This is a genomic window from Microbacterium sp. NPDC089987, assembly GCF_044748505.1.
Taxonomy (GTDB): Bacteria; Actinomycetota; Actinomycetes; order Actinomycetales; family Microbacteriaceae; genus Microbacterium.
In genome coordinates, this window is sequence record NZ_JBIVGE010000001.1 from 567238 (window position 1) to 579857 (window position 12620).

The following is a 12620-nucleotide window of genomic DNA, read 5'->3' on the forward strand; positions in this document are numbered from 1 at the left end:
GCGCTCCTTTCTGATCGAGGGTGAGGGGGCCCTTCGACAGGCTCAGCGCCAGCAGTGGGTCGCTGAGCCTGTCGAAGCGTGCGGCTACTCGCCGATGCGGAGCCAGTCCTCGGCGACCTTCTCCCAGGCGTTCGTGCCGGACTTGAGGATGATCGGCCAGCCGGCGGTGTTGTCGACGCCGAACGCGTACGGGGTGCCGCTCATCGGATTCTCGATGGGCTTCATGTCGCGAAGCGCTGCTGTGACGCTCTCACGGGTGATGTCGCCGTCGATGCTCTCGAGAACCTCGATGAAGTACGTCGCGGCGAGATAGCCGCCCTGGCTGAACGCGGTGAGGGGGATGTCGTTCTTCTCCATCAGCTCGCGCCAGTCGGCGTTGATCTCGTTCTCGTCGGTGAACGGGTAGAACTCGGCCGGGACGTAGATGCCGGCACCGGCGTCGTCGATCGCGTCCGCGAAGTTCTCGCTGTACACGCTGGTGAGGTACAGCCAGGTCACGTCGTCCCAGCCCTGCGCGTTGGCCGCCTTGACCTGACCGATCGCGTCGGGTTCGACGGGGTTGATCGCCAGCGCCTTGCAGCCCTGATCGCGCGCCTTGACGATGTACGGCGTGTAGTCGGATGCGCCGTACGGGACGGTGTCGTCGACGTACAGCGGCTCCTTACCGGTGATGTCGGTCCACTTGTCGATGGCCGCCTGGTACGTGGGGCGGGTGGAGCCGGCGATCTCGAGCAGCACGCAGATGTCGTCGAGGCCCAGCACCTCCGACCCGTACTGCAGAGTCAGGGTCATGTCGTTGAACGGGCCGACGTTGGCGGGCGAGATGTTCTTGCTGTCGAAGCAGCCGGTGTCGACCCCGATGCCGGGGATCGACAGGATCTTCTCCTGCTCGTAGTACTTGGCGTTGATCTCGCACTCGATCAGGCTGGCCGAACCGACCAGTGCGACCGCCTCGTCGCTGCCGACCAGCTCGCGGGCCGATGCGGTCGCCGTGGCCGGGTCGCCCTTGTCGTCGAGTGTCTTGTACTCGATCTTGCGCCCGTCGAGACCGCCCTTCTCGTTGTACGCGTCGAAGACCGCTTGGGCGGCCTGCGATGCCTCCGGGAACGTCGCAGGGCCGCTGATGGTGTTGACCGAGCCGATGACGATGGGGGCGCCCTCGCCGCCGTCGCCACCGGAGCCGGAGCAGCCGGCCAGGGTGAGGGCGGCCACGGCGACGAGGGCCGCGATGCCCGATGCTCGCTTGTTCATGTACTTCCTGCCTCTCATGGTGCGAAGGTCTCTAGGCGCGCAGCGCGCGGTTGACCATCTCGGTGTCGGTGAACTGCTCGAACGCGGTGACGCGACCGTCGGTCAGTCGCCAGACGTGTGCGACGCGGGCGGCGAAGAAGCGCCCGGTCTGCTTATGGGTGCCGGAGTAGGTGCCGATGCCGACGACGACGTCGCCGCCGTCGACCACCTCGTCGATGGCGACCGTGTAGTCGTCCCAGTCCTCCTGGATCCGCTGGAAGACGTTCTCGGCGACGGCATCCGGGCCGACATACGTGCCTGCGTAGGGGAAGCCTGCCGCTTCCGTCCAGCGGACGTCGGCGGCGAGGGGTGCGAGCATGCCGTCGAGGTCGCCCCGGTCGCTTGCGGCGTAGTGCTCGCGGATGATGTCTGCGTTGGTCATTCGTCTCTCCTGGGTTCCTGAGCCTGTCGATCCTGGGTTCCTGAGCCTGTCGATCCTGGGTTCCTGAGCTTGTCGAAGGATCAGACCGGCTGGGCATCCGGGTAGGAGACCGACCCGAGTGGGTAGATGTGGCCGCCGCCACGCGAGTGCTCGGCGTCGCCGTCGCCGTTCAGGCCGAGGAAGATGCCGGTCGTCATCAGCTGGTAGCCGAGGTCGTGCAGCCACACGCTGGCGACCGCGATGCGGAACTCGCGGAAGCAGAACAGGTAGAGGCCGTCGGCGAACTTCCACACGGTCGACAGGTCCATGTCGCCGTGGCCGCGCTGCACGCCCTCCAGGCACTGCCACGCGTAGCGCTGGCTTGAGACGTAGACGTGCTCGTACAGGTGGTGCGGGCTGTAGCGGTAGATGTTGCGCTTGCCGATGAGGTCGCGGCTGGGGCCGGGGACCTCGCCGGACGGCGTGCCCGCGTCGGTCGTCGCGGCCCAGAACTCCTGCCCGACCTGCGGGGTACCCTCCACCGCCTGCGCGGCGATGCTGGAGCGAATGACGGTCGCGCGGTGCGTCGTCGTCGAGTACACGATCGTGATGGCCTCGCGTGCCCGGCTCTCGAGCGGGATGTTGACGAAGACGATGTCGTCGCGCACGGGAACGGCGTCGTAGGGATCGGTGCCCTCGGCGCCGAGACCCGACCAGGTGACCGTTGCGGAGTCGAACGAGAGCGACAGCGTGCCCCCGCCGTCGAGTGTGAGCGCGAGCTCCGTGCCGGCCAGCGACGCGTTGGGCAGGCGATAGGTGTCGATGCCCGCGGCGAACTCGTCGTAGGTGCGCCATTCGTCGAGCGCGGGATCGGTGGAGATGTCGGTCATGGGGTTCCTGACGTCGCACGCGACGGAGCGTCATCGCTCCGGGCACCGCCACTTCGCGGTGCGCTTCGCCCATGCTCCGTCCGGCCGCACCGGCCCCTCAAGACGCACGCGGCCTTCCAGCGCCGTCAGTCAACGGGCGTGCCCTCCAGGGCAAGCGCGTCGGGATGCCCGGTTCGCCGCCGATCAGTGCGCTGCGCGGTACTCGCTGGGCGACGCGCCGAACGCGGTCTTGAAGGCCCGGCTGAAGTGCGCGGCGTCGACGAAACCCCACCTGGCGGCGATCGCCGCCACCGGCCGGTCGGCGAGCATGGGGTCGAGCAGGTCGCGGCGGCACTGCTCGAGGCGGCGGGTGCGGATCCACGTCGACACCGTCACACCCTGCTCCTGGAACAGCCCGTGCAGGTGCCGGGTGGAGATGAAGTGGGCCGAGGCGATGGTCGCGGGCCCGAGATCGGTGGATGCGAGATTGCGATCTATGTACGCGCGGATGCGCTGCGTGAGCGCGCGGTGCGGGTCGGCGGACGCCTCGTCGAGCCCGAGCTCGCGCGTGAAGACCGTCGAGACCAGGTCGAGGGCGCTGTGTGCGAGTCGGACTCCGGTCGTGCCAGCCAGCTGATCGAGGTTGCCTGCGAGCTGGGTGAGGTAGGGCACGACCATGCTGCCCAGCCCCTCCTGCCCCGAGATGCGCACCGCGGTGAGCTCGCCCACGACGTTCGGCGGAAGGCTGATCAGATGCTTGGGGAACATCACCACCATGGTGCGGAAGTCGTCATCGAAGACGAGCGAGTACGGCCGGTCGGTGTCGTACACGGCCAGGTCGCCGGGGCGCAGCACGGCTTCGCGGTCGTCCTGGATGAGCATCCCGGTGCCCGCCAGCATCAGGCTCACCTTGAAGTACGATCGGTCGTCGCGCGCGATGAGCTCGGGTGTGCGCTCGACGACGTGCGCCGTGGCGCGCAGGTCGGTGAGGTGCACCTCGTCAGCGGATGCCGCGCGAAGGACCCCTCGGAAGTGGTCGGGGCCGTGGCTCGAGACCTGAAGCGGGACGAACGACTCCGACACGGCCGCGCGGAAATCGCTGATGCTGCGCGCGACGAGGGTGGAGACCGATTCTGCGCCGACGGAAGCGTGCATGGAAGATCACCTCGGAATGTGGAACGACGTCGTTGTATACGATCCGTGGGCCGATGCTATCAGTGCCCGCAGCGGCAGGCGTCCCCTCCGCCGCATCCGCCCTTCTCCGCGGCCGGCGCCGCATGCGCCTGTGAGGCGACCGGCACGTCCATCGCCGGGTTCTGGTCGAGGAAGCCGTGCGGCTTGAACCAGAAACCGGCGTAGTCGACCGGCATCACGGGCCAGTCCTCCGGACGCGGGAAGTGCGTTAGCCCGAACGTGTGCCACAGCACGAAGTCCTCGCCGTCGATAGCCCGGTCGCCCGCCGCGTACTCCGGCAGGCCGCTGCCGCCCTGGTGGGCGTTCGGGTAGCGTCCCGCCGGCCACAGCTGGCCCTCTTCGTGGGCGGTCGCCCACAGGTGCTTGGTTGCGAAGGCAGCGCGCGCCGCAACGCTCGACGCCGGGTCGGCCATCAGGAGGGCGGTCGGCTCGGGCACGAGGCGGTACGCGGTCGGCCTGCCGACGTGGTTGGTGCGTGATGCGCTCTGCACCTCCCAGACGCGGGCGACAGTGGCATCCGCCTCGCGCTGCGCCTCTGTCTCGGTGCGCAGCGTGGTCTCCGACCAGGTGAAGGCGTTGCCGAACGGGTTGTCCGGTCCCATCGGCACACGCTGCGCGTCGACCTCGACGAGGCGGTTGTCCTCGCCGTCGATCGCCACGTCCAGGCGTGCGCTGAACAGATGCTGGTGCACGGGCGCGAAGACCCCCGGGGCCATCTCGGTCGCGTGCGGCTGGGGCACTCCCGGCTCTCCGGCCGCGGCGAAGACCACTCCGGTGGCCTTCGCGACCACCTCGATCGATCCGTCGAGGTAGAAGTGCCAGTAGAAGCCGTAGTCGTAGTTGCCGATCGTCGAGAAGTACGAGATGACGAAGCGGCGCGAGCGGCGCACATCCGACCTGCCCGACAGATCGGTGTGCTTCCAGAGGATGCCATAGTCCTCCTCGTGCATGCAGATGGCGTTGGGGATGCGCACCGGATGCCCGTGATCGTCGGCGACGTAGCCGTCGAGGTAGCGGATCACGCCCAGGCAGTCGCAGCCCAGCTCGAGATGGTTCGCGTTCTTGCCGAGCAGGTACTCACCGGCGTCGAAGTAGCTGATCCAGAACCGTCCGGGTGCGGTGTCGCCGTAGGGCACCACCATCTCGGGCACCGATGCGCGACTGAGCACCGAACGGCCGTCGAAGGACACGTCATGCAGCACCAGACCCTCGCGGGCGTTGAAACCGACGCGCATCGTCCAGTTCTCCCACTCGACCAGCGAGCCGCTCACGGTGAAGCTCGGGCCCTCGGGCTGGATGATCTCGATCGGCTTGAGGGACGTGCGGGCGGCGCCCTGCACCTCGGGGTAGTAGTTGCCGTGGCCGGCGGGCACCGGCACGTCTCCTGCGTCTTCGACGCGGATGACGCGGTTCTGGGTGAGGTCGATGTGCACGATGAGGCCGTCGACGGGATGCGCCCAGGGTGAATCGGTCTCGTCGTGGCGCAGGAAGGTCAGCGACCGGATGACCCGCCGCCCGACCTCGTCGGCGCGACCGGTGTATCCGGGGGCGAGCGGCGAGCAGAAGGCGAGATCGATGCTGTCGCCGAGTCCCCGGCGGCGCATCGCGGTCTGCCACTCCGGCGACGCCTTCGCGATGGCCTCGGCGCGCTCGTACTCCTCGAAGAGGTACTGCGGCTGCCCGTAGGGCGGGCGGTCGTTGGGCACCCGCTCGGCCGAGAGCACCTCGCCGCGGGTCACCGACACGACGACCTCGGTCGCGATGCCCGTCGTGACGTCGAGCAGCGTCGCCTCCACGCGGCGGTCGATGGGGGACCCGGGGTTCCAGCCGACGAGCTCGGCCTTCGTCGCCTCGTTCGGAAGCAGCATGGGCACCCGCACGTTCTCGCCCATCAGCCCCGCCTCGGCGAGGATGCTGCGCGCGGCGGCGATCTCGTCGGGTCGCAGGGGATCGAGCGGGTGACCGGCGAGCGCGTGCGGCGCCTCGATCAGCGTCAGGGGTGCGGGGTGGGACATCATCGACCTCACTATTTCGAGCGAACGCTCAATAAAACGGATACGGCGATGATAGGCCGAACGGATGTCAGAGGCAAGACGTCAGCGCGACGACGGCGGAAAGCCCTGGCAGAGCCTCACGATGCTGCGGCGCGCCACGGGCTGATGGCGCTCTCCAGCACCCGGCGGTGGCGTGCGGCGCCTTCGGGGGTCGTCACCTGCACGACCTGCTGGCCGTACGCGATCGCCCGCAGCAGAGCGAGCACGTCGTCCGCTGGGGTGTCGGCGCGCAGCTCGCCCGCGGCGATCGCCTCATCGAGCCCCTCGGCCAGCACGTCCTGCCACAGTGCCAGCGTCGGCGCTCCGGCATCCGGTTCGGGCTCGTGTGATGCGAGGCGCCCCCAGAACCCGACCACGACCGACGCCTCGATACGCGATTCCGGCGTCAGCGGCAGCACCTCGCCCATGGCGGCGCGCACCTTCGCGAGCCCCCGGCGGCCGGCCGAGGCGGCGCGGATGCGCTCGTCGGTGCGTCTGGTGACCTCGGTGGCCGCGGCGCGCACGACCTCATCGAACCCGCCGAAGTAGTGCCACAGCGCACCGGTGGCCATCCCCGCCTCGGCTGCCACGGCGCGCGAGGTCACGCTCGCGTGGCCGTCTCTGGCGGCGACGGCGAGCAGGGCGTTCGCGATCGTGCGACGCCGTTCATCGTGATCGACGACGCGGGGCATGCCGCCATCCTCGCATGCGCCGCCAGGGCGCAGAGGCTCCGTGCTCAGTGCGCGTACCGGCGCACGGCTGTCCACGCGATCAGGGCGGCGATCACCGCTGCCGTCGTCATCGTCACACCCATCGTCAGGGCCGTCGCTCCGCCGATTGCGGCGGCCGCGGGGGACAGCAGCGGACCGAACAGGAAGGTCGACATGCCGATCAGGGCGGATGCCGTGCCCGCCCGCGTGCCGTGATGGGTCAGTGCGAGCGTCTGGCCGTTCGGGCCGCCGAGTCCTGCGCACAGCATGAACCCGACCAGGGCGCCGATCACCGCCGATGCTCCCGCGCCGGAGAGCGCCACCGCGAGCAGCACGCCGGTGGCGAGCACGGTCGCCGTGACACCGATGAGGTACACCCGCAGCGGACCCCAGCGTCGCACGATGAGCCGGCTGGTCTGACTGCCGACGATGCTCGCAACCGCGCCCAGGGCGAAGGCGATGCTGAACCCCTGCGGCGTCAGCCCGTAGCGGTCCTGCAGCACGAACGGCGACAGGGAGAGGTAGGTGAAGAAGGCGACGCCTCCGGCGGCTCCGGTGGCGAGCACGGCGACGAACAGCCGGTCCCGCATCACGGCCGTCGCATGCGCGCCGAAGATGCGCAGCCCGCCGCGATGCCGGTCCTCCGGGTGGAGCGTCTCGGGCAGGGCCGTCAGCACGACGACGAACAGGGCCACGCCGATGCCGCCGAGCACCCAGAACACGCCGCGCCAGTCCATCATGCGCGCGAGCTGACCGCCGACGACCGGCGCGATCACCGGTGCCGTGCCCGACACGAGGAACAGCAGCGAGAGCATCCGCGAGAGCTCGATGCCCTCGAACTGGTCGCGCGCCACCGCCAGGCAGATCACGATGCCGGCGGAGCCGGCCAGTCCCTGCAGGAAGCGAGCCACGAGCAGCAGCTCGATGCTCGGAGCCAGCGCGCAGAGCATCGACAGCACCGTGAATGCCGCCACGCCGATGATGAGCGGTCGTCGTCGTCCGAAGCGGTCGCTGAGGGGCCCGGCGATGAGCTGACCCGCGCCGAGGCCGATCATGCAGGCGGACATGGTCGCCTGGCCCAGCGCCTCGGACGTGCCCAGTGACGCCGCCAGGTCGGGCAGCAGCGGCAGATACAGGTCCATCGACAGCGGCCCGAAGGCCTCGAGCATCCCGAGCACGAGCATGGCGCGCAGGGTGCCCATGCGCGCCACGCGCGGTGTCGCCACCGTCGTCATGATCCGAGCGAGAGAACGCGGCGCAGCCAGCTCTCCCTGGCCGCGTTCGCCGCGCGGGACACGACGGCGTCCGGCGAGAACCCGTTGAAGCCGTGGTAGCCCCCCGCCCAGACGTGCAGCTCCGCCTGCCCTCCCGTGCGCCAGATGCGCGACGCGTAGTCGACGGCCTCGTCACGGAACGTCTCAGCGGCGCCCACCTCGATGAACGCCGGCGCGAGTCCCGAGAGATCGGATGCCCTGGCCGGAGCCGTGTAAGGCGAGACGCGGTCGCTGAAGCGGTCGGCTCCGGCGATGGCATCCCACGCCGTGTCGTTGTTGTTGCGATCCCATGCGCCGAAGCCGTCGTACTGCCGAGCGGACACCGTCTCGTTGCGGTCATCCAGCATCGGGCAACCGAGCAGCTGGCCGGCCAGGCGCGGACCGCCGCGGTCGCGCGTCATCAGCGCGACCGCCGCCGACAGGCCGCCGCCGGCGCTCATCCCCGAGGCGATGATGCGCTGCGGGTCGATGCCCAGCTCATCGGCGTGCTCAGCCATCCAGACCAGTGCGGCATAGCAGTCCTCCGCCTGGGCAGGGCCGGGATGCTCGGGCGCGAGCCGGTACTCCACCGCCACACTGACGATGCCGTGCCGCTCGGCGAGATCGATGAGCTCGGCCGTGCCGAAGAAGCGCGTGCCGAGCACCATGCCGCCGCCGTGAATCGACAGCACCGCCGGCGCCGGCTCGGAGCGCGCCACCCGAGGGCGCACGATGGTGATCTCCACGTCGGGAGCGCCGGCCGGGCCGGGGATGGCCCGATCCTCCCAGGCCACCTCTCGCCCGGCCGCCTGAACTGACATCGGCGGGATGATCGAGGCGAAGTGCGCGCGATTCGCGTGGATCGTGTCCTTGCGCAGGGGGATGATCTCGACGAGCCGCAGGAACGCGTCCAGCCCGTCGACCAGCTCCGGGTCGTAGGGCACCGGCGCGTACGACGCCGGCGCATGTGATTCGGGGGAGCGCGTCATCGCACAGTCCACATCCGGCGCAGCCACGACGAGCGTGCGGCCAGCGCGGCGCGCGTGATCTCGGCCTCGGGCATGTACATGTCGAAGCCGTGGGCGCCACCGCCCCAGACGTGCAGCTCGGCCTGGCCACCGGTCGCCCAGATCCGCATCGCGTACTCGGTGTCCTCATCGCGGAACATCTCGGCTTCGCCGACCTCGATGAACGCCGGCGGCAGACCAGACAGGTCCTCCGCCCGCGAGGGCGCAGCGTACGCGGGCGCCTCGGCGCTGTACGCCAGCTCGTCGCCGAGCACGCACGACCACGCCAGCAGGTTCATCTCGCGCTGCCAGGTGCCGATGCCGTCGTACTGCAGGGCGGCAGGGGTGGTGTTGGTGTTGTCGATCATCGGGCAGAGCAGCAGCTGCCCGCGCATGACAGGACCCCCGCGGTCGCGAGCCATCAGCGCGACAGCGGCGGTGAGTCCGCCGCCGGCGCTGCCGCCGCCCAGGATGATCCGGTCGGGGTCGATGCCCAGCTCCGCCGCGTTCTCGGCCACCCAGGCGAAGGCGGCGTAGCAGTCCTCGACGCCGGCCGGGTAGGGGTCCTCCGGTGCGAGGCGGTACTCGACGTTGACCCCGACGACGCCGTGCTCGGCGACGATGTCGACGACGCGGCCGGTCTCCCAGGTGCGGTGGCCGACGATCATCCCGCCGCCGTGGATGTTCACGAAGGCCGGCAGTCGCTCTGCGCTGCGTCCGCTCGGCCGGAAGATCGTGATCTCCACGTCGGGTGCGCCGGCGGGGCCGGGGATGAGCCGGTCGACCCAGTCGATGTCGCGATCGCCGATCACGGCGTCGTTGTCGGGGAACATCCGGTCGACACCGTCACGAGGCAGGGTCTGTCGGGTCAGCGCCGGCTGAGGATTGCGGGCCATCTCGTCGAGGACGGCCTGCACCTCCGGGTCGAAGGGCACCGGCGGCAGGGCGGGACGCCCGGTGGCGGCAGTGGTCATGAGCTCTTCTCCTTGACTGAAGCGGGGTGATCGCGAGGCGATCGAGGTCAGGGGCCTTCAGGATCGACCGCGTCGCGGTCAGCCCAGAACGGGGTCACCATCGACCGCAGCTGCTCGGCGCCGACGCGGTCGACGATCTCGGCGGCGTCGAGGTTGGCGTGCAGCTGCGTGCTGCTGGAGGCGCCGAAGAGCGTCGTCGCGAGCGCGGGGTGGGTGAGCGTGAAGGCGATGCCCAGCTGCGCAGGGGTCGTGCCCAGATCGTCGGCGAGGCGTGTGAACGCCGGGACGTCGTCGATGATGCGCTGGCGGATGTCACCGGGATCGCGGCCGATCTGGCGGTCGCCGGCGATCTTGCCGGCCAGCACTCCGCCCTCCAGGCAGTCGGATGCCTGCAGCGTCAGTCCCTGCTGCCACAGACGGGCGAACGGCTCGCCGTCGGGGATGGAGCGACGCGCGACGCTGTACTTCAGCTGCGCGATCTGCGGGCCCGCCACGCCTTCGGCAGCGGCGATGTCGATGAGCTGCTGGATGCTCGTGGCTGACCAGTTGTTCACGCCCCAGGCGCGGATCAGGCCCGCGCGGTGCAGCGAGTCGAGGTCGAGCACGAGATCGCGCAGCTCGAGGTCGTCGCGACGGAGGTCGCCGAGGATCACGAGGTCCGCGTGCTCGACGCCGACCCGCATGAGCGCCTGCTCGAGCTGAGGGCGGAAGCCGCCCGGGCCGTAGGCCTCCAGCCAGAGCTTCGACGACAGCAGCCACTCGTCACGGCGGAGCCCAGCCGCGCGCACCATGGCCGAGAAGATGACGTCCGTGAACGCCGGCGGCATGCCGGGCCCGGTGTACACCCCGACGTCGAACAGATTGACGCCGCGGTCGATCGCCTCGCGGAGCATGGTGACCGCGTCGGCGAAGTCCATCCGGTCATAGGTGTGCCACGAGCCCAGCGAGAACAGCGAGGTGTGCAGCTCGCTGGTGCCGATCCGGCGGTGGGGGATGGTGCTCATTGGTCTTCCTCTCCGTCCCGCGTCAGAGCCGCGGATCGATGACGGCCTTGACTTCGTCGAGGCGGTGCATGTGCGTGATCTTGTCGCTCGCCTCGGCGAGACCGACCGGCTGGCTGAACAGGTCGTCCCACGGGAAGCGGCTGCCGAAGGCCTCGAAGAACTCGATGGCCCGCGCGTAGTCGGAGATGTCGCCGTTGAGCGAGCCGACCAGGGTCAGCTCCTTGCCCATCACAGCGCTGAGCGCGAACCCGTCGCCCTGCGGGCCGGTCGAGCCGACGATGACGACCGTGCCGCGCTGCGCGGCCATCGCGACGGCATCCGGACCGACGCTCGGCGCCCCGGCGAAGTCGAAGACCACGTCGGCGCCCCGTCCGTCGGTGAGGGCGAGCACCTGCTCGGCTACGGGCCCCTCGCGGAAGTCGACGACCTGATCGGCGCCGAAACGGGTGGCGAGCTCGAGGCGCTCAGCGGGAGCGCCCACGGTGATCACGCGCCCCGCGCCGGCGATGGAGGCGACGGCGGTGGCGAAGATGCCGAGCGCGCCCGAGCCCTGCACCACCACCGTGGAACCAGGACGGATGCGGCCTGCGCGCTCGAAGGCCCGCAGCACGGTCTTCGCCGCGCAGCCGGCCATCGACGCCCAGGTGTCCTTGACGTTCTCGGGCAGCAGCAGCTTGGCGGCGCCCGGAGTCACGTAGGCGTACTCGGACAGGCCGGCCGTGGCGTACGGCGGCACGTCCGCGCGCTGCAGGAAGCCGTAGCCGCGCCGCGAGCAGGCGACCGGCTCGCGCAGCACGACGCAGCCGTAGCAGGAGCCGCAGGTCGACTCCGACCAGCCGATCCGGTCTCCGAGCGAGAGCGCGCGGCCGAGTGCATCCGTCGTCCCCTCGCCGAGAGCGACGATCTCGCCGACCATCTCGTGGCCGAGGACCATGGGCAGCATGCCGGGGAAGGTCATGCGGCCCTCCCAGATCTCGATGTCGGTGCCGCACAGTGTCGAGCAGACGATGCGCACGAGCGCGGCGCCCGGCTCGACGGCGTCGGGCAGAGGGAGATCCTGCAGGGTGAGCGGGGCGCCGTGCTCGGTGAGGACGGCGGCGCGGGTGGAGGAGGGCAGAGTCACAGTGTGTCCTTGAGCTGAAATGCGGAAGAGCCGGGGTGAGCGATGATCAGACGAGCAGCTGGCCGCCGTCGACGGGGACGCTCGTGCCGGTGATATGGCTGGCCGCATCTCCGGCGAGGAAGAGCACGAGCGGCGCGACCTGGTCGACCTCGGCGATCGACCCGAGCGGGATGCGCGCCTCCCAGGCCGCGCGGGCCTGCGGGTCGGAGGCGAAGCCCGCGGTGAGGGGGGTGAGCACGGGGCCAGGTGCGACGGCGTTGACCCGGATGCCGCTGGCGGCGAGCTCGATGGCGGCCGTCCGCGTCAGCGCGTCGACAGCGGCCTTCGTCGCCTCGTAGTGACCGAGGCCGGGGGTGGGCTGGCGTGCGCCGATGGACGAGATGTTCACGATGCTGCCGTGGCCCTGTTCGGCGAGCATCCCGCCGAACACCCGGAGCATGAGGAATGTGCCGCGCACGTTCACGCGCAGCGCCGAATCGACGGCATCCACCTCGACCTGCTGCAGGGTGCCGCCACCGGCGACGACACCGGCGTTATTGACCAGGACGTCGAGCCCGCCGTCGGCTCGGACGGACTCGGCCGCTGCGAGCACCGAGGTCTCGTCGGAGATGTCGAGCCGGAGCGCGCGAGCGCCGATCTCGGCGGCGACGCGTTCGGCTGCGGCGAGATCGACGTCTGCGATCCAGACATCGTCGCCGTGGGCGCGGAAGGCGGCGGCGATGCCGCGGCCGAGACCTGAGGCGCCTCCGGTGACCAGGATGCGACGGGGGGAGGGGTGGGTCATGATCGTCCTCTCTGACGG

At 70.2% G+C, this 12620-nt stretch carries 12 protein-coding genes; all 12 read right to left on the minus strand.

Annotated features, from left to right (window positions below; all coding sequences use genetic code 11):
- Positions 1-84 precede the first annotated feature (84 nt).
- A complete protein-coding gene (locus tag ACIPV2_RS02595; RefSeq protein WP_400838094.1) occupies positions 85-1251 on the minus strand; it encodes an ABC transporter substrate-binding protein in 1167 nt (388 codons plus the stop codon).
- A gap of 31 nt (positions 1252-1282) precedes the next feature.
- A complete protein-coding gene (locus tag ACIPV2_RS02600; protein ID WP_400838097.1) occupies positions 1283-1672 on the minus strand; it encodes a nuclear transport factor 2 family protein in 390 nt (129 codons plus the stop codon).
- Positions 1673-1752: 80 nt separating this feature from the next.
- Entirely contained in the window at positions 1753-2541 is a 789-nt protein-coding gene (locus ACIPV2_RS02605) for a MoaF C-terminal domain-containing protein (RefSeq protein WP_400838100.1), read from the minus strand.
- A 183-nt stretch (positions 2542-2724) separates the two neighbouring features.
- Positions 2725-3675 (minus strand): helix-turn-helix domain-containing protein, encoded by a 951-nt coding sequence (locus ACIPV2_RS02610; RefSeq protein WP_400838103.1) that lies wholly within the window; start codon positions 3673-3675, stop codon positions 2725-2727.
- 59 nt (positions 3676-3734) lie between these two features.
- Complete coding sequence (locus ACIPV2_RS02615; RefSeq protein WP_400838106.1) at positions 3735-5732, minus strand: primary-amine oxidase; 1998 nt, start codon at positions 5730-5732, stop codon at positions 3735-3737.
- Between the two features lie 113 nt (positions 5733-5845).
- Positions 5846-6439, minus strand: coding sequence for a TetR/AcrR family transcriptional regulator (locus tag ACIPV2_RS02620; protein ID WP_400838109.1), 594 nt, complete (start codon positions 6437-6439; stop codon positions 5846-5848).
- Between the two features lie 44 nt (positions 6440-6483).
- Positions 6484-7683: a multidrug effflux MFS transporter gene (locus tag ACIPV2_RS02625; protein ID WP_400838112.1), complete on the minus strand. Its 1200-nt coding sequence runs from the start codon at positions 7681-7683 to the stop codon at positions 6484-6486.
- 5 nt (positions 7684-7688) lie between these two features.
- On the minus strand, positions 7689-8699 hold the full coding sequence (locus ACIPV2_RS02630; protein WP_400838115.1) for an alpha/beta hydrolase: 1011 nt from the start codon (positions 8697-8699) through the stop codon (positions 7689-7691).
- Complete coding sequence (locus ACIPV2_RS02635) at positions 8696-9691, minus strand: alpha/beta hydrolase (RefSeq protein ID WP_400838118.1); 996 nt, start codon at positions 9689-9691, stop codon at positions 8696-8698. Before ACIPV2_RS02635 ends, ACIPV2_RS02630 begins: the two co-directional genes overlap by 4 nt.
- Before the next feature lie 47 nt (positions 9692-9738).
- The gene (locus ACIPV2_RS02640; RefSeq protein WP_400838121.1) at positions 9739-10695 is read right to left on the minus strand and encodes an aldo/keto reductase; all 957 of its coding nucleotides are present in this window, start codon (positions 10693-10695) and stop codon (positions 9739-9741) included.
- 22 nt (positions 10696-10717) lie between these two features.
- Positions 10718-11818, minus strand: coding sequence for a zinc-binding dehydrogenase (locus ACIPV2_RS02645; protein ID WP_400838124.1), 1101 nt, complete (start codon positions 11816-11818; stop codon positions 10718-10720).
- A gap of 46 nt (positions 11819-11864) precedes the next feature.
- Positions 11865-12602, minus strand: coding sequence for an SDR family NAD(P)-dependent oxidoreductase (locus ACIPV2_RS02650; protein ID WP_400838126.1), 738 nt, complete (start codon positions 12600-12602; stop codon positions 11865-11867).
- Positions 12603-12620: the final 18 nt, after the last annotated feature.